The sequence below is a fragment of the Cellulosimicrobium sp. BMG9.22 genome (assembly GCF_059159975.1).
The window spans coordinates 92526-113054 of the sequence record NZ_JBZGBY010000005.1; the positions used below are offsets into that span (position 1 = coordinate 92526).

Annotated in this window: 22 protein-coding genes and 3 tRNA genes; 10 read left to right on the forward strand and 15 right to left on the reverse strand. The window is 74.4% G+C overall.

The window, feature by feature from the left end:
- The first annotated feature begins 26 nt into the window (after positions 1 to 26).
- A complete protein-coding gene (locus AC4H2H_RS05765; RefSeq protein ID WP_494369842.1) occupies positions 27 to 1046 on the forward strand; it encodes an adenosine deaminase in 1020 nt (339 codons plus the stop codon).
- Positions 1047 to 1051: 5 nt separating this feature from the next.
- Here the strand turns inward: AC4H2H_RS05765 and AC4H2H_RS05770 are convergent, their stop codons facing one another.
- On the reverse strand, positions 1052 to 1822 hold the full coding sequence (locus AC4H2H_RS05770; protein WP_494369843.1) for a methyltransferase domain-containing protein: 771 nt from the start codon (positions 1820 to 1822) through the stop codon (positions 1052 to 1054).
- 117 nt (positions 1823 to 1939) lie between these two features.
- Between AC4H2H_RS05770 and AC4H2H_RS05775 the strand changes: the two genes are divergently transcribed.
- From AC4H2H_RS05775 to AC4H2H_RS05785, 3 genes are all read left to right on the forward strand, one after another.
- Positions 1940 to 2290: a hypothetical protein gene (locus tag AC4H2H_RS05775; RefSeq protein WP_494369844.1), complete on the forward strand. Its 351-nt coding sequence runs from the start codon at positions 1940 to 1942 to the stop codon at positions 2288 to 2290.
- Between the two features lie 670 nt (positions 2291 to 2960).
- A complete protein-coding gene (locus tag AC4H2H_RS05780; RefSeq protein WP_494369845.1) occupies positions 2961 to 3425 on the forward strand; it encodes a GntR family transcriptional regulator in 465 nt (154 codons plus the stop codon).
- A 144-nt stretch (positions 3426 to 3569) separates the two neighbouring features.
- Positions 3570 to 4523 (forward strand): L,D-transpeptidase family protein, encoded by a 954-nt coding sequence (locus tag AC4H2H_RS05785; RefSeq protein WP_494369846.1) that lies wholly within the window; start codon positions 3570 to 3572, stop codon positions 4521 to 4523.
- Between the two features lie 78 nt (positions 4524 to 4601).
- Here the strand turns inward: AC4H2H_RS05785 and AC4H2H_RS05790 are convergent, their stop codons facing one another.
- The 4 genes from AC4H2H_RS05790 to AC4H2H_RS05805 form a co-directional block, all read right to left on the reverse strand.
- Positions 4602 to 5912: a UDP-N-acetylmuramate dehydrogenase gene (locus AC4H2H_RS05790; RefSeq protein ID WP_494369847.1), complete on the reverse strand. Its 1311-nt coding sequence runs from the start codon at positions 5910 to 5912 to the stop codon at positions 4602 to 4604.
- Positions 5913 to 5929: 17 nt separating this feature from the next.
- A complete protein-coding gene (locus AC4H2H_RS05795) occupies positions 5930 to 6715 on the reverse strand; it encodes a hypothetical protein (RefSeq protein ID WP_494369848.1) in 786 nt (261 codons plus the stop codon).
- A 416-nt stretch (positions 6716 to 7131) separates the two neighbouring features.
- Positions 7132 to 8475: an MFS transporter gene (locus AC4H2H_RS05800; RefSeq protein ID WP_494369849.1), complete on the reverse strand. Its 1344-nt coding sequence runs from the start codon at positions 8473 to 8475 to the stop codon at positions 7132 to 7134.
- Positions 8472 to 10094 carry an MFS transporter gene (locus AC4H2H_RS05805; protein WP_494369850.1) on the reverse strand — a complete coding sequence of 541 codons (1623 nt, stop codon included), beginning with the start codon at positions 10092 to 10094 and terminating at the stop codon, positions 8472 to 8474. Before AC4H2H_RS05805 ends, AC4H2H_RS05800 begins: the two co-directional genes overlap by 4 nt.
- A gap of 72 nt (positions 10095 to 10166) precedes the next feature.
- Between AC4H2H_RS05805 and AC4H2H_RS05810 the strand changes: the two genes are divergently transcribed.
- Entirely contained in the window at positions 10167 to 11306 is a 1140-nt protein-coding gene (locus AC4H2H_RS05810) for a LacI family DNA-binding transcriptional regulator (protein WP_494369851.1), read from the forward strand.
- A 3-nt stretch (positions 11307 to 11309) separates the two neighbouring features.
- Here the strand turns inward: AC4H2H_RS05810 and AC4H2H_RS05815 are convergent, their stop codons facing one another.
- Positions 11310 to 11597, reverse strand: coding sequence for a hypothetical protein (locus AC4H2H_RS05815; protein ID WP_494369852.1), 288 nt, complete (start codon positions 11595 to 11597; stop codon positions 11310 to 11312).
- Positions 11598 to 11895: 298 nt separating this feature from the next.
- Between AC4H2H_RS05815 and AC4H2H_RS05820 the strand changes: the two genes are divergently transcribed.
- Positions 11896 to 12549 carry a SigE family RNA polymerase sigma factor gene (locus AC4H2H_RS05820; protein WP_494369853.1) on the forward strand — a complete coding sequence of 218 codons (654 nt, stop codon included), beginning with the start codon at positions 11896 to 11898 and terminating at the stop codon, positions 12547 to 12549.
- A complete protein-coding gene (locus AC4H2H_RS05825; RefSeq protein WP_494369854.1) occupies positions 12546 to 13577 on the forward strand; it encodes a hypothetical protein in 1032 nt (343 codons plus the stop codon). Before AC4H2H_RS05820 ends, AC4H2H_RS05825 begins: the two co-directional genes overlap by 4 nt.
- Positions 13578 to 13667: 90 nt before the next feature.
- On the opposite strand, the gene AC4H2H_RS05830 is transcribed toward AC4H2H_RS05825, so the two are convergent.
- From AC4H2H_RS05830 to AC4H2H_RS05855, 6 genes are all read right to left on the reverse strand, one after another.
- Positions 13668 to 14120: a MaoC family dehydratase gene (locus tag AC4H2H_RS05830; protein ID WP_494369855.1), complete on the reverse strand. Its 453-nt coding sequence runs from the start codon at positions 14118 to 14120 to the stop codon at positions 13668 to 13670.
- Complete coding sequence (locus AC4H2H_RS05835; protein ID WP_494369856.1) at positions 14117 to 14578, reverse strand: FAS1-like dehydratase domain-containing protein; 462 nt, start codon at positions 14576 to 14578, stop codon at positions 14117 to 14119. The genes AC4H2H_RS05830 and AC4H2H_RS05835 overlap by 4 nt, the downstream gene beginning before the upstream one ends.
- Before the next feature lie 26 nt (positions 14579 to 14604).
- On the reverse strand, positions 14605 to 14775 hold the full coding sequence (gene rpmG / locus AC4H2H_RS05840) for a 50S ribosomal protein L33 (RefSeq protein ID WP_021482899.1): 171 nt from the start codon (positions 14773 to 14775) through the stop codon (positions 14605 to 14607).
- Between the two features lie 83 nt (positions 14776 to 14858).
- Positions 14859 to 14935 (reverse strand) — tRNA-Met (locus AC4H2H_RS05845).
- Between the two features lie 62 nt (positions 14936 to 14997).
- A tRNA-Thr gene (locus tag AC4H2H_RS05850) sits at positions 14998 to 15070 on the reverse strand.
- A gap of 179 nt (positions 15071 to 15249) precedes the next feature.
- A tRNA-Tyr gene (locus tag AC4H2H_RS05855) sits at positions 15250 to 15331 on the reverse strand.
- 159 nt (positions 15332 to 15490) lie between these two features.
- Between AC4H2H_RS05855 and rarD the strand changes: the two genes are divergently transcribed.
- Both rarD and AC4H2H_RS05865 read left to right on the forward strand, forming a co-directional pair.
- A complete protein-coding gene (gene rarD, locus AC4H2H_RS05860) occupies positions 15491 to 16492 on the forward strand; it encodes an EamA family transporter RarD (RefSeq protein ID WP_494369857.1) in 1002 nt (333 codons plus the stop codon).
- Positions 16493 to 16548: 56 nt separating this feature from the next.
- Entirely contained in the window at positions 16549 to 17043 is a 495-nt protein-coding gene (locus tag AC4H2H_RS05865; RefSeq protein ID WP_494369858.1) for a YajQ family cyclic di-GMP-binding protein, read from the forward strand.
- A gap of 28 nt (positions 17044 to 17071) precedes the next feature.
- On the opposite strand, the gene AC4H2H_RS05870 is transcribed toward AC4H2H_RS05865, so the two are convergent.
- Both AC4H2H_RS05870 and AC4H2H_RS05875 read right to left on the reverse strand, forming a co-directional pair.
- Positions 17072 to 17470, reverse strand: a complete 399-nt coding sequence (locus tag AC4H2H_RS05870; protein ID WP_494369859.1) for a PIN domain-containing protein — start codon at positions 17468 to 17470, stop codon at positions 17072 to 17074.
- Positions 17455 to 17712, reverse strand: coding sequence for a type II toxin-antitoxin system Phd/YefM family antitoxin (locus AC4H2H_RS05875; protein WP_494369860.1), 258 nt, complete (start codon positions 17710 to 17712; stop codon positions 17455 to 17457). The genes AC4H2H_RS05870 and AC4H2H_RS05875 overlap by 16 nt, the downstream gene beginning before the upstream one ends.
- A gap of 146 nt (positions 17713 to 17858) precedes the next feature.
- Here AC4H2H_RS05875 and AC4H2H_RS05880 point away from each other — a divergent pair, with 146 nt between their 5' ends.
- Positions 17859 to 18755, forward strand: coding sequence for an HAD family hydrolase (locus AC4H2H_RS05880; protein WP_494369861.1), 897 nt, complete (start codon positions 17859 to 17861; stop codon positions 18753 to 18755).
- On the opposite strand, the gene AC4H2H_RS05885 is transcribed toward AC4H2H_RS05880, so the two are convergent.
- Positions 18708 to 20465: an L-aspartate oxidase gene (locus AC4H2H_RS05885; RefSeq protein ID WP_494369862.1), complete on the reverse strand. Its 1758-nt coding sequence runs from the start codon at positions 20463 to 20465 to the stop codon at positions 18708 to 18710. The two genes, AC4H2H_RS05880 and AC4H2H_RS05885, sit on opposite strands and share 48 nt — an antisense overlap.
- Positions 20466 to 20529: the final 64 nt, after the last annotated feature.

The window sequence follows — 20529 nt, forward strand, 5'->3', positions numbered from 1 at the left end:
CGACGGCGCGTGACAGACTCCCGCGCATGCGAGACCTGGCGACGCTCCCCAAGGCCCACCTGCACCTGCACTTCACCGGGTCGATGCGTCCCGAGACGCTGCAGGACCTCGCCGCGCAGTACGGCGTGAGCCTCCCCCACGCGCTGACCGACGGCGACCCGCTGCGCCTGCCGCCGACGGAGCGTGGCTGGTTCCGGTTCCAGCGGCTGTACGACGCGGCGCGCGCGTGCGTGCGCTCGGAGGCCGACATGCGGCGCATCGTGCTCGAGGCGGCCGAGGACGACGCCGTCGAGGGTTCCGGACGTCTCGAGATCCAGGTGGACCCGACGTCGTACGCGCCGTTCGTCGGCGGCCTCACTCCGGCGGTGGAGATCGTCCTCGACGCGGCACGGTCCGCGAGCGCCGCGACGGGGACCGAGGTCGCGGTGGTCGTCGCGGCGTCCCGCATGCGGCACCCGCTCGACGCGCGCACGCTGGCGCGTCTCGCGGCGCGGTACGCGGGCGAGGGCGCCGGCGAGGTCGTGGGGTTCGGGCTGAGCAACGACGAGCGGCGCGGGGACACCGCCGAGTTCGCGCGCGCGTTCGCGATCGCCCGGCGGGCCGGGCTCGCGTCCGTGCCGCACGGCGGCGAGCTGCTCGGCCCCGCCCACGTGCACGAGGTGGTGCGCGAACTCGTGCCGGACCGGCTGGGCCACGGCGTGCGGTCGGCGGAGGACCGGCGCGTGCTCGACGACGTCGTGGACCGCGGCATCGCGCTCGAGGTCTGCCCGGCGTCGAACGTCTCCCTCGGGGTCTACCACGACGCGGCGCAGGTCCCGCTGGGGACGCTGGTCGACGCCGGGGCGCGCGTCGCGCTCGGCGCGGACGACCCGCTGCTCTTCGGCTCCCGCCTCGTCGCGCAGTACGAGACGGCGCGCCACGAGCACGGGTTCTCCGACGAGGAGCTGGCGGATCTCGCACGGTCGTCGATCCGGGCGAGCCGCGCGTCGTCCGCCACGAGGCAGCGCCTGCTCGCCGGCGTCGACGCCTGGCTCGCCGTGGGCTGACGGGGTCAGGCCCGCGTCGCCACGACGAAGACGCGGCGGAAGGGCAGGGGCGTCCCGTACGGGCGTTCGGGGTACGCCTCACGCAGAGCCGCGGCGTACTCCGTGACGAACGCGGGACGCAGGTCGTCGGGAAGCGCCTGGAGGACGGGCCGGGCACCGGTCGCGGAGATCCAGCGCAGGACAGGATCCGGACCATGGAGCACATGGACGTACGTCGTCTCCCAGGCGTCGACGACCCACCCGAGAGCGGCGAGCGCGGCGAGGTAGACCTCGGGGTCGTGCGCCCCGGGTCGGTCGACGCCCGCGGTGCGCTCGCCGTACGGTGCCCGCGCCGCTACCTCGCGCAGCAGCCGGTGGCTGGGTGCGTCGTGGTTGCCGGGCACGGAGAACGCGAGTGCGCCCGAGTCGGCGACGTGCCCTGCCAGACCGGCGAGGAGGTCGAGGTGCCCCGGGACCCACTGAAGGGTCGCGTTGCTCACGACGACGTCGGCCGGGACGGACGGCGTCCAGGACCGCACGTCCGCCAGCTCGTACCGCACCCACGGTGCGGAAGCATCGCGCCGCGCGCGGTCGACCATCGCGGGCGACGCATCCACGCCCGTGATCGCCGCGTCGGGCCAGCGCGCGTGCAGCACGGCGGATAGGTGCCCCGGCCCCGAGCCGAGGTCGACGACCGTTCGGGCGTCGACGGGCACCCGGGCGACGAGGTCGGCCATCGGCCTCGAGCGCTCGTCGGCGTGGCTGAGGTACAGGGCGGGGTCCCAGTCGTGCGGCATCGGCGGGCCCACCTCTCGTCGTAAGTGATTCGATGTCAACACTCTTGACATCAAGATATCCTAGCCTCGCGCCGAGCTCTCATGTGCGTCTCATCCGGCTCTCGGATACTGAGGGCCATGACTCGCCGGACCGTCGCCTGGATCGTCGGCGTGCCGCTCGTCGCCCTCGCGGGCGTCGCGACCGCCGCCGCCGTCGCGTCCCGCCCCGACGACCGCGACGTCGGCGGCGCCGCCTGGTTGCTGCAGCGCGAGCAGGTCGACGCACGCATCGAGGAGAGCCTCGCGCGTAGCGCGGCCGAGCTGGAGACGCTCGCGTCGTCCGGCGTGAACCCCGTCTCGGGCGAGCCGTTCGGCAGGCGGGCGCCCGGACGCGGCCGAGAACGCGGCCGCCCGCGGGGGACGACGCCGGCCGGAACAGCTCGTGGCGCCGCACGAGCGACCGCACACGGTCCGGGCGCACGACCTTGACGTAGAGCGCGCGGTGCGAGGTGCGCACGCGCAGCACGGCGCGGCGCAGCGGGCGGTACGCGACCGTCTCGACGGCGTCGACCGTCTCCACGGGCAGGAGGGCGCCCGCCGAGGCGAGCAGGCGCGCGAGCTCGGCCGTGTCGCACGCGGCGGCCAGCCCGGGCAGCAGCGGGTCGGCCGGGTGGCGCCACACGTGCAGGACACGCGGCCCGTCGGCGAGACGGACCACGCCCGGCCCGACGGCGTCCGGCGAGAGCGGAGCGGTGGTGGCGAGCAGGTACTCGGTGGCGTCGACGGACGTGCCTCCGTGCGCCGCGGCGGTGGCGCGTTCGAGCGTGCGGCGCGCGACGACGTCGTACGCGACCGCGACCTCCGCACCCGGGCGAGCGTGCACCTGGTGGACGCGCCACGTGTCCAGGCTCGCGCCGTCGGCTCCCAGCGCGACGGCGAGCAGCTCCCCCGCCACGGGTGCGGTGAGCAGGTCGAGCCACGTCCGCTGGTCGGGGGGTCGGGTGGTGGTCGCGGTCATGGACCCAGGGGACCGCGGCGTGGTGGGGTCGACGTGAGACCCCGACGAGAGCTCTCATCCTTTCGCGCACGGGGGTCCCGGCCTCTTGACCCCCATCCCGCCCGGTGCCATTGTATTAGCGTGCTGATACAAAATGACGCCGTGCCCGGCGGGGCCGGGTCGTCGCGCGAGCTGCGCGTCGAGATCGACCCCGGCTCGGGCCTCGCGCCCTACGAGCAGATCCGGGCGCAGGTCGTCGCGCACGTCGCGACGGGCCGGCTCCGCGTCGGCGACCGGCTCCCGACGATCCGGGCGCTCGCGACCGAGCTCGGTCTCGCCCCGGGGACCGTCGCGCGGGCCTACCGTGAGCTCGAGGCGGCAGGGGTCGTCACGACGCGCCGCCGCGCGGGCACCGTCGTGTCCGACGGCGCGTCCCCCGCCGACGTCGTCGCGCGCGAGGCCGCGGGCCACCTCGTCCGGACCGCACGCCAGGCGGGCCTCACGGACGACGCGATCCTCGATGTCGTCCGCGGGGCGCTGCTGCACGAGCCCTCGCCCGGGCGGCGCGACGCACGCGAGCACCCGCGCCGACCCAACGATCCGGACGCGTCGATCGTCTCAGGGTGAGAAGGGCTCGGTGCGGCACGTCCGCCGCGTCACGACCGGGTCACGATCCGCCGGAGATCCGTGGCGCGGCACCGCCTCGACCCAGGTCCGGGCGCATGATGGTCCTCCGCGGCGCGGGCCGCGGCAGGTGAGGAGGGGGCTCAGGTGGAGGAACTCCGGACGCGACGCGAGGCGTCGCGCACGCGGCACGGGTCACGCGGCGTGCTGCGCGGGGTCGTGCCCGTGCTCACGGCGGCGCTGGTGCTCGCGGGCTGCCAGGCCGGGCTGCCGGACATGGAGCCCGGCAGGTCACCGTCCGCGACGGCGGAGACCTCCGCGAGCCCCCCGCCGGAGCCCCCGCCCAGCGAGCCGGAGGAGCCCTCGGCCGCTCCGGAGGCGACCGGGACGCCTGCGCCCGAACCCGCGCCCGCCGAGACGCCGGCACCCGCTGCCGAGCCGAGCACCCCGCCGCCTCCCGCGGAGGCGACGCCCGAGCCACCTCCGCCGCCCGCCGAGCCGGCCGAGCTCGCGCGCGGGGCGACCGGCGAGCGGGTCGTCGCCCTCCAGCAACGGCTCGCCGACCTCGGGTACTTCATCGGCGCGCCCGACGGTGACTTCGGCGGCGGCACGCAGCAGGCGGTCTGGGCGTTGCAGAAGGCCGCCGGGCTGTCGCGCGACGGCGTCGTCGGGCCGGCGACGCAGGCCGCGCTCGACCAGGGCGTCACCCCGCAGCCCCGCAGCGGGTCGGGCAAGGTCATCGAGATCGACCTCGACCGCCAGCTGCTGCTCGCCGTCGAGGACGGGCGGGTCGTCACGGTGGTCAACGCGTCGTCCGGAAACGGCGAGCGCTTCGAGACCCAGGGCCGGAGCTACCGGGCGAGCACGCCGCGCGGCACGTTCCAGGTGGGGCGCCAGGTCGACGGCAACCACGCGTCGAGCCTCGAGCTGGGCGACATGTGGCGACCGAAGTTCTTCACCGGCGGCATCGCCGTCCACGGCTCGGGATCGATCCCGCCGTGGCCCGCGTCGCACGGCTGCATCCGCGTGGCGAACTCGGCGATGAACTGGCTCTGGGACACCTGGCACGCCGACCCCGGCACCACGGTCGTCGTCTACTGACCCCGGCCCTCGCTGAGTGCATGAAATAGTCGCGCCGGCAGGGCCTGAACGCGACTATTTCATGCACTCAGCGAGGGGTCAGAGGGCGACGCCGACCAGGACCGGCTCCGGGACGAGCTCGATGCCGAACGCGTCCAGGACGCCGTCCCGGACCGCCCGGGCGAGCTCGACGACGTCGGCCGCGCTCGCGCCGCCGCGGTTGGTGAGCGCGAGCGTGTGCTTCGTCGAGAGCGTCGCGAGGCTCGATTCGCCGTGCACCCCGAAGCCCTTGGTGAAGCCCGCGTGCTCGATGAGCCACGCCGCCGACGTCTTGACGAGGGTCGGGTCGATCTCGCCGAGACTCGGGCCCGTCGTGCTGCTCGGGGTGGACGACCGCACCGGGTAGCGCGGGGCCTCGACCGGGAGCAGGTCCGCCTGCCCGGCAGGAACGACGGGGTTCGTGAAGAACGACCCCGCGCTCCAGCGGTCGCGGTCCGGGCCGCCGGTCGTGGCGACCGCCGGGTCGGCCGCGGGGGCCGGGAACCCGGGTGCGGCGACAGCGCCCTCCGGCCCGACGCCGTCGAGCAGCATGCCCTTGCGCGCGCGCAGCGCGAGGACGGCCTCGCGCACGTCGGCGCTCGGGGCGCGGTCGCCGACCTGGACGCCGAGGGCCCGCGCGAGCTCGGGGTAGGCGACCGGGGCCGACAACGACCCGAGACGCGACTGGAACCCCACGTCGAGGACCACGTACCGCGGCGAGGGGTACCACGGGCCACCGGCCTCGCCGTCGCCGCCGTCCTGCAGGGCCGCGTGCATGCTGCGCTTGAGCACCGACGTGCGGTACCCGAACCCGAGCTCGCCGAGCGCGAGCGTGCGCACGCGCGAGCGCTCACGGTCCCAGACCCGGACGGTCGAGACGACGCCCGCGACCTCCTGGCCGTAGGCGCCGATGTTCTGCACCGGCGCCGCACCGACCGTGCCCGGGATCCCCGACAGCGCTTCGACCCCGACCCACTCCTCCGCGACCGCGCGGGCGACGAGCGCGTCCCAGTCCTGGCCAGCGGGGGCGTGGAAGCTCGCGCCGCCGCACGAGTCCTGCGCGTCGACCGTGACCCCCTGGCGCAGGTCGCGCACGACGACGCCGCCGAACCCCTCGTCGCCGACGAGCAGGTTCGACCCGCCGCCGAGGACCAGGAGCGGCTCGCCGGCCTCGTCGGCCGCGCGGACCGTCGCGACGAGCTCCTCCTCGCTGTGCGCCTCGACATACTGGTCGACGGGCCCCCCGACGCGCAGGGTCGTCAGCTCGGCGAGCGCGGGCGTCCCGACGGCCTCGGGGCGCAGGCCCGGCGCGGTCGCGGCGAGGTCCGGTCGTCCGAGCGATGCGGTCGGGGCTGAGGGTTCGCAGGTCACCCGACCAGCCTAGGTCGTCAGGCACCGAGCTCGTCGCCGCGCGCGGCGAGCTCGCGCGCGAAGCCGTCCAGCAGCTGGTTCGCCAGCGCGACGTCGGTGCGCCCTTCCCAGCCGAGGCCGACCGCCTGACCCGTCGCGTCCGACCACCCCGGCTCGTACCGCGCGACGACCTGTGCCATGACACGGGGGTCGCTCGACCAGCCGCCCCACTGCGGCACCACCCAGGTGAACGCGACGCGTGCGAGCCGCCGTCCGACTGCCCGGCAGAACGTCGCGGGATCGTCGGGTCCCGGCCCGGCGCCCCGTCCCCGCAGCCGCTCGAACGCGGTGCGCCAGTCTCCCTGGACGTTGCGGGCCAGCTCGAGGTCGGGCAGGTGCGGCGCCACCTCGACGCCCGCGTCCGCACCCCAGACCGGGGTGCACAGGACCCTGAGCTGGAAGCCCTCGTCGTGCCGGCGGGACGGGTCCACCATCCGGTCGCGCGCGTCGAGCAGGACGCCGACCCCGATGACCTCGGGGTGGGCCGCGGCCACGACCGCCTCCGCGCGGCGCACCGCCGCCCGGTCCTCGTCGTCGGGCTCACGGCGCAGGAGCACCTGCGCGTCGAGGTCGGAGCGCCCGACCCGGGCGGTCCCGCGCGGGACGCTCCCGTAGAGGTAGACGCCGTCGAGCGCGTCGGTGCCGAGCTCGCGCCGGACCGCCGCGACGAGGTCGGCCACGAGCGGCCGGAACGGCTCCTGCACGCGACCCGCGTCCCCCTCGCGACGGACATACCCCTGCTCGTCGAGCCCCCGGTCCTCCATGGCGGAAGTACACCATGCACCCACCCGCGCCCCGGCCGCCCCTCCGCTTGCGGACCCCGGATCAGCCCTGCCCCGCGTCGCCGTAGGCGCAGCACCATGGTGTCAGCTCTGCTGGTCCGCCGTGGCGAGAACCGCGGTCACGCCCGACGGCGGTCGGGTCACCCTCCACGGTCGGGTCGCCGAGCCGAGTCCCCGCGGGCAGGTCGCCCGGCTGAGGGCAGACCAGGGCGAGGCGACGCAGGGCGGGGTGGGTGGGGGCGCCGCGTCGTGGACGGGCCTGGCGGGAGCCGCGAGGAACGAGCGGCGGATGGTAGACGCGGCGCCCCCCACCCACCCCGACCACCCAGGGCGACCGACCGCCGTCCGACACAAGAACCACGGTTCTACAGCGGCGGACCACGGTTCTACCTCGGCGTTCAGCGACCGGCCGACTCTTCCGAGCTTCGGACGGCCTGCTCGCCCGCCGACCCGGCCGCCGTCGGCAGCGGGCGCGTCACCCCGACGACGAGCAGCCCGACGACCACCGGGATCGCGATGACCAGCAGCGCACCGCGGTACCCGACGTGCTCGGCGAGGAAGCCGATGAGGGGCGGGCCCATGAAGAACGCCGAGTAGCCGATCGTCGCGACGACGCTCACGCGCACGGCGGCGCGGGCCGGGTCGTCGGACGCGGCGCTCATCCCGACCGGGAACCCGAGCGCGGCGCCCATGCCCCATGCGACCACGCCGACCAGGGCGACCCACAGGTTCTGCGAGAGCGTGAAGACGAGCAGGCCGACGAGCGCGAGCGCCCCGGACAGGCGCAGCACGACGACGCGGCCGTACCGGTCGAGCAGGCCCGTCCCGAGCAGGCGCATCCCGGTCATGGCGGTGAGGAACACCGCGAGCCCGACGGCACCGAAGGCGTCGGACGTGCCGAACCCGTCGACGACGGCGAGGCTCACCCAGTCGTTCGCGGCACCCTCCGTGAGCGCCGCCGCGAGCACGACAAGCCCGATGAGGAGCGTGCGCGGCTCGGTCCAGGCGCTCAGCGCGCCGCGCGCGCCCCCGGACGCGGTGAGCTGCGCGCCGCTGCCCGCCGCGGACGCGGGGTCGGCGCCCGTGGCGTCGTGCGCGGTGGCCCCGACCGGGGTGTCCGTCGGCCCGTTCGCCGCGGCGACGCCGTCGTGCCCGACCTGGCCGGCCGGCAGGAAGAACCGCACCGACCACAGGACGCCGACGAGGCTGAGCAGGACGGCGGCGGTGAGGTGCGCCTGGACGGGCACGTGCAGCGCCGCCGCGAGCGCGCCGACGCCCGCGCCGGCCATGGTGCCGAAGGAGAACCCGGCGTGGAACCGCGGCATGATCGCCTTGCCGAGCCGCTGCTCGACCGCCGCGCCCTCGAGGTTCATCGCGGCGTCCCAGACGCCCGTGCCGATGCCGGCGAGGAAGAGCCCGGCGCGGACCATGAGGTCCTCGCCCAGCGCGACGCCCGTCACCGCCGTCACGAGCCCGACGACGTTCGCGACCGCGAAGATCGTCACCGCCTTCGACGCCCCGAGCCGCTGCACGACGATCCCCGACAGCGGGAGCGACAGGAGCGACCCGACGGCCATGAAGAGCAGGAGCAGGCCCATCTGGCCCTCGGTGAACCCGAGCGCGTCGCGTACGGCGGGCAGTCGCGAGGCCCAGGTCGCGAAGTTGAAGCCGTTGAGGAAGAACACCGCGAACACGGCCCAGCTGGCGAGGGCGACGCGGCGGTCGACGGGTGCGGCGGTCATGCGGAGGTCTCCTCGCGACGGTGCGACGGGCGGGTACGACGACGGCGGCCGGTGGCGCGGGTGCTGCCGTGCGGTGCGGCGGTGGCGCGGGTCGCGCCGACGCGTGGGCGGCGCGACCCGCGGGCCTGGTGCGCGTCGTCGGCGGTGGTCGGAGCGACGTCCGCAGCGCCCGCCCCCACGGTCGCGACCGGAGCCGTCGCCCCATCCTCTCCCACGGCCCGCGCGCCGTCGGCCGGGAGCTCGCGGCGGGCCGCGAGCGCCGCGGGCGTGCGCAGCGGCGCGACCTGGGGGGCGAGCAGGACGCTGAGCACCATCGCGGCGACGATGAGCACGAGCGCGTGGCGCGCGCCCATCGCCTCGGCGGCCAGACCGAGCAGCGGCGGCGCCGCGAGGGACGCCATCGAGGAGAACGCGGACACGACGGACACGCGGCCCGCGGCGCGCAGCGGCTCGTCGGACGCGGCAGCGATGCCGACGGGCACGGCGAGCGCCGCGCCGAGTCCCCACAGCACGACGCCGACGCCGGCGAGCAAGAGGGTGGGGGCGAAACCGAAGAGCACGAGGCCGGCGATCGACGCGACGCCGGAGGCGCGCAGCACGGTGACGCGGCCGAAGCGGTCGATGAGGCGCGTGCCGGCGAGGCGCATGACGGTCATGGCCGCGACGAACGTGCCGAACACGACGGCGCCGACGGCCTCGGTCTGCGCGAACCCGTCGACGACGGCGAGCGACAGCCAGTCGTTCGCCGAACCTTCGGAGAGGGCGGCGGACAGGATGACGAGGCCGATGAGCAGCGTGCGCGGCTCGCGCCAGGCCGAGAGCGCGGCGCCCAGCCGCGCGCCGCGGCGTGCGACGCGTGCGCGCAGGCCTGCCGTCTCGACGTCGACGACGGCGTCGCCCAGCGCGTCGAGGTGGCCGTCGAGCGCTGCGGCAGGGACGCGGCCGGCCGTCGAGCGGGGGTCCGGCGCGCGGACGGGCAGCGTGTCGTGGACGGTCGACGGGATGGCCAGCAGGCGCCACACGGTCGCGACGGCGCCCGTCGCGACGAACTGCACGAGGACCGGGACCTCGAAGTGCGCGCACGCCGCCCCCACGAGCGAGCCGACGACGGCGCCGATCGAGAACGCCGCGTGGAACTGCGGCAGGATCGTGCGCCCGACGCGGCGCTCGATGCCGGCGCTCTCGACGTTCATGGGCACGTTGCCCAGCGAGAACGCCATGCCGTTGAGGAAGATCCCGGCGGCGAGCAGGGCGACGGACCCGGTCGCGGGGCCGAGGCCGAGCAGGAGGAACGCGGCGCCGAACAGCAGCGCGGACACGCCGAACGCCAGGCGCCCGCCGAAGCGCGTGACGAAGGGGCCGGCGGCCGTGACCGTGAGGAGCGCGCCGACGGCGCCCGCGAGGAGGACGATGCCGAGGTCGGCGGGGCTGAGCCCGAGCGCGTCGCGCACCGAGGGGATGCGCGCGAGCCAGCTCGACATCATGACGCCGTTGAGCGCGAAGATGCCGAGGAGCGCCCTGCGGGCGCGGGAGAGCTCGGCGGGAGAAGACTGCGCAGCGCCCTCTCGAATCGATTCGATCCGACGGACGAGGCTGCGCTTCGAATCGATTCGAGGCATGGTGACAAGTGTGCGGGTACGCTGGCCGCGCGTCAATCGAGAATCCCGCGCCCGCGGGAAGCAGGGAGCGTGATGAGCGACACCCCAGGGAGCCGGGACACCTCGACCGGTGCACCGGCCCACCGTCCGACGCTCGCCAAGGTCGCCGAGCTCGCCGGCGTGTCCGTCTCGACCGCGTCCCTCGCCTTCTCCGGGGCCGGCCCGATCACGCCCGAGACCCGTGCCCGTGTCCACGACGCCGCGAAGCAGCTCGGGTACACCGGCCCCAACCCGCTCGGACGCCAGCTCCGCTCCGGCCGGTCGGGCGTCGTCGGGGTGGTCGTCGGCGACCAGCTCCGCCGCGCGTTCCGCGACCCCGTGGCCGTGCAGGTGCTCGACGGGCTCGTCTCGACCCTCGGCGAGAACGGGCTCGGCGTGCTGCTCATCCCCGGCATCCCGTCCGACGACCCCGCGCGCGCCGTCGACCCGCTCGTGGAGAGCGCCGCGATGGACGTCGCGGTGCTCGTGTGGGGCGTCGGCTCCCACGACGCGACGCTCGCCGCGCTCCAGCGTCGCGGCGTGCCCGTGGTCATCGGCGAGGGTCGCGCGGTCGAGGGTGCGCCGCTCGTCGCGATCCGCGACCGCGCGGGCACCGCCGACGTGGTGCGACACCTGGTGGACCTCGGCCACACGCGCGTCGCCGAGGTGTCGCTCCCCTTCGACAACTCCGACCGCAGCGGGCCGATCGAGGCGGCACGGCTCGCCGAGGTCGACCGCACGCCCACGGCCAACCGCCTCGCGGGCGTGCGCGACGTCGTCGAGCCCGTCGCGAGCTGGGAGACCGAGGCCTCGCTCGTCGAGCACGGTCGCTCCGCGACCCTCGCCCTGCTCGGCCGGCCCGGTCCCGACGGCGCCACCGAGCCTGCGGACCCCGCCACGCGCCCGACGGCGATCATCGCCCACTCGGACCTTCTCGCCGCCGGCGCGCTGCTCGGTGCCCGCGAGCTCGGCCTGCGCGTGCCCGACGACGTCTCGGTCGCCGGGTTCGACGGCCTCGACCTGCCGTGGCTCGCCCCCGACGTCCTCACGACCGTGCACCAGCCGCTCGCGCGCAAGGGCGCGGAGCTCGGCCGCGCCGTGATCCGCCAGCTCGCGGGCGAGGAGCCGACGACCGTCGAGCTCGACGTCGAGCTGGTGGTGGGGACGACCACCGGACCCGTCCCCACCACCTGACGATCAGCCGATCCGACGCGGCTGCAGCGGGTTCGCGCGCGCTGCCGCCATGAGGTACCACGACGTCGCGCCGACGTGCTGGACCTGGAAGTAGCCGAACCCGAAGCCCGAGTCGACGAGGCTCGACGCCGCGACCACGCCCCCGCGCTCGGCCAGCGGCACGCCCCCGAGCGTCTGTCCCGCGCCGACCGACTCCTGTGCCCCCTGCACCTCCCGCAGCAGGCCCTCGGCGCGGTCGCGGTCGTCGTCACGCTCGCACCCGCGGCGAGCTGGGCGGTGCCCTCGAGCCACACGCCCTGGGGGTGGACGGGCAGCCCGTCGTACTGCGCCGCCGACGTCAGGCTCGCGCTCGAGAACGTCACGCCCTCGACGACCCCGGCGGGGAGCTGGGACACCCCGTCGCCCGCGACGTCGCGCGCCGCGAGCGCGTCGTCGGCCCAGTCGAGCGCGCGGGTGCGCGCCGCGCCACTCGCCCCCTGCCCGACGGCGCGGGTCGCCCCGGGAAGGGTGGCGCCCGCATGCGCGGCGGCTGGACGCGGCGGCCGAGACTCAACCTTCCGGTGGGCCCGTGCGTGTGACAGTCATGAGCGTGAATGCGATCGCCCTTTCCGCCGCCGACGACCCGGACGGGAGGGAACCACCCGACGACCTGCTCACCATGGTGCGCGTCGTCACGTCGCACGAGCAGGAGTTCGCCGACTTCATGACCGGGGCGGCCCCGCGTCTGGCACGCACCGCGTGGCTCCTGTGCGGGGACGAGCACCTGGCCGACGAGCTCGTCCAGCAGGCGCTCACCCGCACCTACCTGCACTGGCGCACGGCCCGCGAGCGGGACCCGTACGCCTACGCCCGACGCACGCTCGCCAATCTTCGGGTCGACACGTGGCGACGGCGACGACGCGAGGTGCTGGTCGCTCCTCCCGACCTCCCCGAGACCACCAGCGACGGCGGCGCCGACCGGCACGCCGAGCGGGACGTCCTCGTCCGCGCGCTCGCGACCCTCACGGCGCGCCAACGTCGGATCGTCGTCCTGCGCCACCTCGTCGGGCTCAGCGAGAGGGAGGTCGCCGACGACCTCGGCGTCTCCGTCGGCACCGTGAAGTCCACGGCCTCGCGCGGGCTCGCGCAGCTTCGCTCGGTCCTCGGTGCGGCGGACGCCGTCCGCACGCGGGCCGACGCACCGACGGCCGCACGAGGTCCGTACCAACCCACGCACGCCCGGACCGACAGGAGGCAGTCATGACCGGCACCCTTCCGACCGACGACGAGACGTTCGTCCGCGTGCTGCGCGAGCAGGTCGACGCCGTCGCACCCCGCATCGACGTCGACACCGATCGAGTGCTCCCGACGGCCCGCCGTCGCCGTGGACGGCGGCGCCTCCTCGTCACGGGCGCGTGCGCACTGGTCCTCGTCACCGGCGGGGCCGGAGCGGTCTCCTTGTGGACGGAGCCCACCCCCACCCAACCGTCCGAGGTCGTCCCGGCGAGCGGCATCACGCCGGCCCCGGAGCCCGTCCCGACCCTGGCAGACGACGTCCCGGACGCCGGACAGTACTGGCGCGTACGGACCATGACCCATACGACAAAGACGGGCGCGGACGGCCAGGTCCAGGAGAGTTCGCAGGGCGTCACCTACTGGACCGCGCGCGACCCCGAGGGCGACTCGTACCGGGCCTTCGAGGGCACCGAGGGCCTCGAGCCGTCGCCCGGCTCGACCTTCGGCTCGCTCGTCATCGCCGGGGAGTTCGTGCCGCTCAGCTGGGACGAGCTCGCCGCGCTCCCGACGGGACCCGCGGAGCTGGACAGGCTCCTGCGCGAGAGCGTCGAGGCACAGATCGGGTCGGTGAACGAGGACGCGCTCGCCCAGACGACGTGGAACCTCCTGCACAACCGCCCCACCACGCCCGCCGTCCGCGACGGGCTCTGGGCGACGATGACGAACTTGTCGGGCAGCACCGCCCTGGGCCCCGTCCAGGACGCGAAGGGACGCACCGGCGAAGGCGTCGAGTGGACCGGCGAGGAGCAGAGCAACAGGATCGTGCGCCTCGTCTACGACACCACCGCACACCGCCTGCTCGAGGTCACCATGGAGTACGACCTCGGCACGCCCGTGCCCGACGCCGAGCCCACGGCCTCCGACGCGACCCAGGAGCCGGACGACGGAGACTTCGGGACGCCCACGTACGTCGTGGAACGCACGACGTACCTCGACGAAGGAGCAGTCGACGCGCCGCCTCACGACGGGGGCGCCGACTGCTGGGAGACCTGCTGAACTCCCGCGAGACGACGAGGGCGCCGCACCCGGCCGGGTGCGGCGCCCTCGTGGCGTCAGGAGCACGGGGTCGCCCGGGGCGACCGCGGGTCAGAGGCGGACGAGCGCCTGCGTCTTGCCGAGCACCCGCGAGCCCTCGAACGTGACCAGGAGGTCGACGCGGACCGCGCCGGCGTCGGCGTCGAGCGCCCCCACCGTCCCGGTGACCTCGAGCGTCGCGACGCCCGGGTTCGGCACGGGCACGGGGCGTGTGAAGCGCGTCTGGTAGTCCACGACGGCGCCGGGGTCCCCGGCCCAGTCCTCGACGAGCGCGACGGCGGCGCCCATGGTGAACATGCCGTGCGCGATGACGCCGGGCAGGCCGACCTCGGCCGCGAAGGTGTCGTTCCAGTGGATGGGGTTGAAGTCGCCGCTCGCGCCCGCGTACCGGACGAGTCGTGCACGGTCGACGTCGACCGTGCGCGTGCCGATCAGGTCACCGACGCTCAGGTCGGCGAGCACGGGCCGCTGGTGCGTCGCGCCGCCCTGAGTCTCGGCGCTCATGCGTCCTCCCCGCGGACGGCGAGGGTGGAGGTGACGGTCGCGACCGGCTCGCTGTCGCCGTCGGGCAGGACCGCGGCGATCTCGCAGCGCGTGGTGACCATCGCGAGCCCGGCGCGCTCGACGATCGAGTCCACGTGCAGCACGGTCACGAGATCGTCGCCGGCGACGATCGGCCGGTGGTGCACGAAGCGCTCGTCGGCGTGGACGACACGCGAGAAGTCGATGCCCGCCTCGGGGTCCTCGATGAGCTGCGCCTCGGCGCGCTGCGCGACGACGACCGCGAAGGTCGGGGGTGCGACCAGGTCCGGGTAGCCGACACCCCGCGCCGCCACGAGGTCGTGGTGCACGGGGTGCGTGGAACCGACAGCGGCGGCGAACTCGCGCAGCTTCTCGCGCCCGACGGAGTACGGCGCGTTCGCGGGGTACTCACGGCCGGCGAAGCCGGCGTTGATCGCCACGGGTCGTCGGTGGGTGGACCGCTGGGTCAGCGGGTCTCGCGGTGCGCGGTGTGCTTGCCGCAGCGCGGGCAGAACTTCGCGAGCTCCAGGCGGTCCGGGTCGTTGCGACGGTTCTTCTTCGTGATGTAGTTGCGCTCCTTGCAGTCCACGCAGGCCAGCGTGATCTTGGGGCGAACGTCAGCGCTCTTGCTTGCCACGGTAGTGAGCCACCTCTCGCGCCTCCGGAGGGCGCATGTGCTGTGCAGGTCGCACGGCGGCCGCCGTGCGAGGTTGTCGAAAGTGGTAGCGGAGGCGGGGATCGAACCCGCGACCTCACGATTATGAGTCGTGCGCTCTAACCATCTGAGCTACCCCGCCGCGTGACCGAACGCGAGGCCGTCCCGCCAGTATTCCAGCGAGACGACCCCGCGTCATCACAGAGCCCCGAAAGGGAATCGAACCCTTGACCTTCTCCTTACCATGGAGACGCTCTGCCGACTGAGCTATCGGGGCAGCGCGGAAAACTCTACACGGACTCTGGCCGCCGACGAAATCGGCACCGTTCCGCCGTTCCCGGCATCCGCAAGTGCCTGGAACGACACCCCCCGAGGGCACCCACGCCGTCCGGCGCGAGCACGACCCCTGCGCGACGACGGGGCGTCACCCTGCAGGATGACGCCCCGTCGCTCCGGTGGCAGGTGAGGGATTCGAACCCCCGAAGGCTGAGCCGTCTGATTTACAGTCAGATCCCTTTGGCCGCTCGGGCAACCTGCCGTGTGGAGTTGTCACGCGCGATCGACCCTGCACATCGTGCGGGGTGGGCCACGCGGGCGAGCCAACGATACAGCCCACCCGGGCCGGGTGCGAAATCGGCATCGGTCGGCGCCGGTCCGCGCCGGTCGGTGGGTCCCCGGCCCTCCGTACAGTGGTGCGGTGACCCACCCCTCCCCCGCGCCGGACCACCCCTCCGGCACCGGGACACCCGATCCCGCCGGCACCCCGTCGGCCTCGCCGACCGCGAGAGCCGCCGCCACCCCGAACGACCGCTGGGGCCTGCTGCTCGGCACCGGCGCGTTCTTCCTGTGGGGCGCCATGCCCCTCTACTTCCCGCTGCTCGAGCCGGCGAGACCGCTCGAGATCATCGCGCACCGCGTCGTCTGGAGCCTGCTCTTCTGCCTCCTGCTGCTCGCCGCGACGCGCCAGATCCGCGGCTTCACGACGGCGCTTCGCACCCCGCGCACCCTCGGCGTCCTCGCGGTCGCCGCCGTCCTCATCGTGACCAACTGGACCGTCTACGTGTACGGCGTCCTCTCCGGTCACGTGCTCGACGCGGCGCTCGGCTACTTCATCAACCCGCTCGTCACGGTCCTGCTCGCGGTCACCGTGCTGCGTGAGCGTCTGCGGGTCGCTCAGTGGGTGGCCGTCGGCATCGGCGCGGCGGCCGTCGTCGTCATCAGCACGGGCGCGGGCGGGCTGCCCTGGATCGCGCTCGTGCTCGCGGCGTCGTTCGGCCTCTACGGACTCGTGAAGAACCGCGTCGGGCGCACGGTCGAGGCGCTCCCGGGCCTCGCGGTCGAGACCGCCGTGCTCGCACCCCTCGCGCTCGGCTACCTCGTCTGGCTCGGAGCGACGGGTGCCGGCACGTTCGGCACGGAAGGGGTCGGGCACGCCCTGCTGCTCGCGTCCGCGGGGATCGTCACCGCGCTCCCGCTGCTGCTGTTCAGCGGCGCGGCACGACGGCTGCCCCTGAGCGTCGTCGGGCTCCTGCAGTACCTCGGCCCGGCCCTGCAGTTCCTCTTCGGGCTGCTCGTCTTCCACGAGCACATGTCGCCGACGCGCTGGGCGGGCTTCGGGCTCGTGTGGCTCGCCCTCGTCGTGCTCTCGGTCGACGGGCTGCGAGCGGCACGCGCGACACGGCTCGCGACCCGCACCTGAGCGCGCTCGACTACGGTGGACCCAGCACCCGTTCCCGGCCCGAGAGAGGACCACCCATGGCCGACTCCTCGTTCGACATCGTCAGCAAGGTCGACCGCCAGGAGGTCGACAACGCGCTGAACCAGGCCGCCAAGGAGGTCGCCCAGCGCTACGACTTCCGCAACATCGGCGCGTCGATCGCCTGGAGCGGCGAGAGCATCCTCATGGTCGCGAACTCGGCAGAGCGCGTCCTCGCGATCCTCGACGTGCTCGAGACCAAGCTCGTCAAGCGCGGCATCTCCCTCAAGTCCCTCGACACGGGCGACAAGGAGCCCCAGGCGTCGGGCAAGGAGTACCGCCTCGCGGCGACCCTCAAGGAGGGCCTGTCGAGCGAGAACGCCAAGAAGATCACGAAGATCATCCGCGACGAGGCGCCCAAGGCCGTCAAGACTCAGATCACCGGTGACGAGGTGCGCGTGACGAGCAAGTCGCGCGACGACCTGCAGACCGTCATCGCCTTGCTCAAGGCCGCCGACCTCGACGTCGCGTTGCAGTTCACCAACTACCGGTAGATCCCAGGGCCGTGTACGTGCAGGAGTGTCACGTCGTCCTGACACCAGGAAGATCGCCGAAGCGTGCGCCGGCGTCACGGCTGTGGATCAGGCGTCGGCTCTCGGCGGCGTGCGCGGCGATGATCAGGTCGTGAGCACCCCGGGGCGTCCCGGCGTGCCGGACGTGCGCCAGCAGGCGCGCGTGGTGGTCGGCGGTGCGAGGCGTGTAGTCGAGCGTGTCCACCGCGCCGAGGATCGTCCGGACCGCCTGTTCTCGCGTGGCCGCGACCGTCGGATCCCCGGCCAGCTCGACACCGACGAGAAGCTCGGCACGGGTCACCGCCGCGATGGCGATCTCGTCGTCGTCCCGGAGTCCTCGGATCGCGTCGTCCATGCCGCGCTCGATCGCGATCAGCACGTTGGTGTCGACGATCAGGAGTCGGCCCATGGGTCCGAGATCTCGTCGTCGACCATCGCGAGGGCGGCTGTCACATCACGCTCGAAGCCCTCGTCGAGGGCAGGAGCGTTGGCCAGGCTCGCACGCAGCGCGCCGACGGTGTGCCGCCGCACCGGGCGAAGCTCAGCGATCGCATGCCCGCCGCGCGTGATGGTCACTGTGTCGCCGTGCTCGACGGCGTCGAGCAGGTCGGAGAATCCTCGTGACGCCGAGGTCGCGGTGATCGTTCGCATGATCAGAGTGTCTCTGACTATCTGATTTCTGTCGAGAGCCTGGACGGAGGCGCCGAAGCTCCCGTGATATCGGGGCTCCGACCTTCTCCCCCGGTTGCCGTCGATAGACTCTCCCGCATGCCCGCACCCCGATCGACGAACGACCGGTGACTCTCCCGCGCGTCGTCGCGACGGACCTCGACGGCACGCTCCTGCGCTCGGACGGCACCGTGTCGTCGCGGACGCGGTCCGCTCTGCTGGCCGCCGAGGAGGCGGGCGTCGAGGTCGTGTTCGTCACGGCCCGGCCGCCGCGCTGGCTCGACGTGCTCGCCGACGTCGTCGGCGGGCACGGGCACGTCATCTGCCTCGGCGGGGCGGCGGTCTGGGACCTGGCCAGCGCGAGCCCGCTCGACGTGTGCGGGTTCACGGCGGACGAGGCTGCGGCGCTCGTCGCCGACCTACGAGCGGCGGTGCCGGGCGTCGCGCTCGCGTTCGAGCGCGTCGACGGACCGACGTTCGACCACGGGTTCCGCTCCACGGCGGACGACGCCGCGGCCAAGGGCTCACCGGACGTCGTCGCGCCGGTCGAGTCGACGCTGGGCCCGGGGCGGGCACCCGTGGGCAAGATCCTCGCGCGCGACGCACGCACGCCGGTCGAGGACGCCCCCGCGACGCGGCCCGTGGTCGTCGCGGACGGCCAGACGGCGGCGCAGGAGACGTTCTTCGCGCGGGTGCGCGACGTCGTCCGCGACCGCGCCCATCTCGCGTACTCCGGGGCCGCCGGCCTCGCGGAGCTGCTGGCGCCCACGGTCACCAAGGACGCTGCGCTCGCGCGCTGGTGCGCGCGGCTCGGGGTCGACGCGCGCGACGTCTGGGCGTTCGGCGACATGCCCAACGACCTGCCCATGCTGCGCTGGGCCGGGCGCTCGTTCGCGGTCGCGAACGCGCACCCCGACGTGCTCGCCGCGGCGACGGACGTCACCGCGGCGAACGACGACGACGGCGTCGCGCGCGCCCTACTCGACGAGCTTGCCCACCACGGAGTCGTCCCGACGCATCAGTGACGCGATCTGGCTCGGCACGGGCGGGATCTCCTCCGCGGTGACGCCTGGGCCCGGCGACCACACGAGGTTGGCGCGCAGCGCCGGGTCCGTCGCGGGGAAGTCGGAGCGGTTGTGGCACCCACGCGTCTCGCGCCGCGCGAGCGCGGACTCGAGCGTCGCACGCGCCGCGAGCAACGACCCCAAGAGGTCGAACACGTGCGCGAGGTCGTCGTACCCGGCGATGTCCGGGTGCGCGACGACGGCCCGCGCCCGGTCCTCGACCTCCCCCAGGCGCCGTAGCCCCTCGGTGAGCCCGTCCGCGGACCGGACGACGCCCGCGTGCTCGGTCATGACGTCGCGCACGGCCCGCTGCAGGCGGCGCGCGTTCTCCTGGGCGACCGGCTCCGCGCCGACGGCGGTGCCCAGGCCGAGCGCGAGGTCCACCTCGTGCGCAGCCCCGGCGACGGCGTCGCGATCCCGGCGCGGGGCGTCGGACCCGATCGCGAAGTCCGCGGCGGCCGCACCGGTGATGCGCCCGTAGACGAGCAGCTCGATGAGCGAGTTGCCGCCCAGCCGGTTCGCGCCGTGCAGGCCGCTCGCCGCCTCGCCGATGACGTAGAGCCCCTCGACGTCGGTCGCGTGGTCCGCGGCGTCGACACGCACCCCGCCCATCGAGTAGTGCGCGGTCGGGGCGACCTCCATGGGTGTCGTCGTGATGTCGAGCATCTGCAGGTCGAGCATCATGCGGTAGACGCGCGGGAGCCGTTCGAGCACCTGCTCGCGCGGCAGGTGGGAGACGTCCAGGTACACGCCGCCCTTGGCCGTGCCGCGGCCCTCGGCGATCTCCGTGAAGTTGGCGAGCGCGACGCGGTCGCGCGTCGAGAGCTCGAGCCGTTCGGGGTCGTACCGCTCCATGAACCGCTCGCCGAGCGCGTTGCGCAGGACTCCGCCCTCGCCGCGCGCCGCCTCGGAGACGAGCGTGCCGGCGGCGTCGTCGGGCTCGATGATGCCCGACGGGTGGAACTGGACGAGCTCGGCGTCCCGCAGGCTCGCGCCCGCCTCGACCGCGAGGCGCCACGAGTCGCCGGTGTTCTCGTCACGGCGCGACGACGTCCGTCGCCAGATCCGGGTGTGACCGCCCGCGGCGAGCACCACGGCGTCGGCGTGGATCGTCACGCGCGTGCCGTCCGTGACGTCGAAGCCGTACGCGCCGAACACGCGCCCGCCCGCGACGAGCAGGCGCGTCACGTAGACCGTGTCGAGCACGGGGACGTGCAGCTCGGTCGCGCGGCGCACGAGGGTGCGCTGGATCTCCAGGCCCGTGTAGTCGCCGGCGAAGGCCGTGCGGCGGTAGGTGTGCGCGCCGAAGAACCGCTGGCTGATGCGCCCGTCGGCCTCACGCGCGAACGGCATGCCCCACCGCTCGAGGTCCTCGATCCCCCGCGCGGCGTTCTGCGTGACGACCTGCACGACCTCGGGGTCGGCGAGCTCGTAGGACTCGGTGATCGTGTCCGCCGCGTGCTGCTGCCACGAGTCCTGCGGGTCCATCGTCGCGAGCGCGGCGTTGATGCCACCCGCCGCGAGGCTCGTGTGGGCGTCGTGGCGGCGTCGCTTGCCGACGGCGAGGACGTCGACGCCCCGTTCCGCCAGCTCGATGGACGCGCGCAGGCCCGCGCCTCCGGTTCCGATCACCAGGACGTTCGTCGCGAGACGTCGATGACTCGACTGCATGGGGAGACCTCCGTCGGAGCACCGCGGGTCTCCGCGGCTCCGACCGCGGAGACGGGCCCGTGGT

Bases quoted from the DNA above. Each gene is read 5' to 3' on its own strand.
- AC4H2H_RS05765 (WP_494369842.1), top strand. From the start codon at position 27: ATGCGAGACCTGGCGACGCTCCCCAAGGCCCACCTGCACCTGCACTTC.
- AC4H2H_RS05770 (WP_494369843.1), bottom strand. From the start codon at position 1,822: ATGCCGCACGACTGGGACCCCGCCCTGTACCTCAGCCACGCCGACGAG.
- AC4H2H_RS05775 (WP_494369844.1), top strand. From the start codon at position 1,940: ATGACTCGCCGGACCGTCGCCTGGATCGTCGGCGTGCCGCTCGTCGCC.
- AC4H2H_RS05795 (WP_494369848.1), bottom strand. From the start codon at position 6,715: ATGGAGGACCGGGGGCTCGACGAGCAGGGGTATGTCCGTCGCGAGGGG.
- AC4H2H_RS05800 (WP_494369849.1), bottom strand. From the start codon at position 8,475: ATGACCGCCGCACCCGTCGACCGCCGCGTCGCCCTCGCCAGCTGGGCC.
- AC4H2H_RS05805 (WP_494369850.1), bottom strand. From the start codon at position 10,094: ATGCCTCGAATCGATTCGAAGCGCAGCCTCGTCCGTCGGATCGAATCG.
- AC4H2H_RS05810 (WP_494369851.1), top strand. From the start codon at position 10,167: ATGAGCGACACCCCAGGGAGCCGGGACACCTCGACCGGTGCACCGGCC.
- AC4H2H_RS05825 (WP_494369854.1), top strand. From the start codon at position 12,546: ATGACCGGCACCCTTCCGACCGACGACGAGACGTTCGTCCGCGTGCTG.
- AC4H2H_RS05830 (WP_494369855.1), bottom strand. From the start codon at position 14,120: ATGAGCGCCGAGACTCAGGGCGGCGCGACGCACCAGCGGCCCGTGCTC.
- AC4H2H_RS05865 (WP_494369858.1), top strand. From the start codon at position 16,549: ATGGCCGACTCCTCGTTCGACATCGTCAGCAAGGTCGACCGCCAGGAG.
- AC4H2H_RS05870 (WP_494369859.1), bottom strand. From the start codon at position 17,470: ATGGGCCGACTCCTGATCGTCGACACCAACGTGCTGATCGCGATCGAG.
- AC4H2H_RS05875 (WP_494369860.1), bottom strand. From the start codon at position 17,712: ATGCGAACGATCACCGCGACCTCGGCGTCACGAGGATTCTCCGACCTG.
- AC4H2H_RS05885 (WP_494369862.1), bottom strand. From the start codon at position 20,465: ATGCAGTCGAGTCATCGACGTCTCGCGACGAACGTCCTGGTGATCGGA.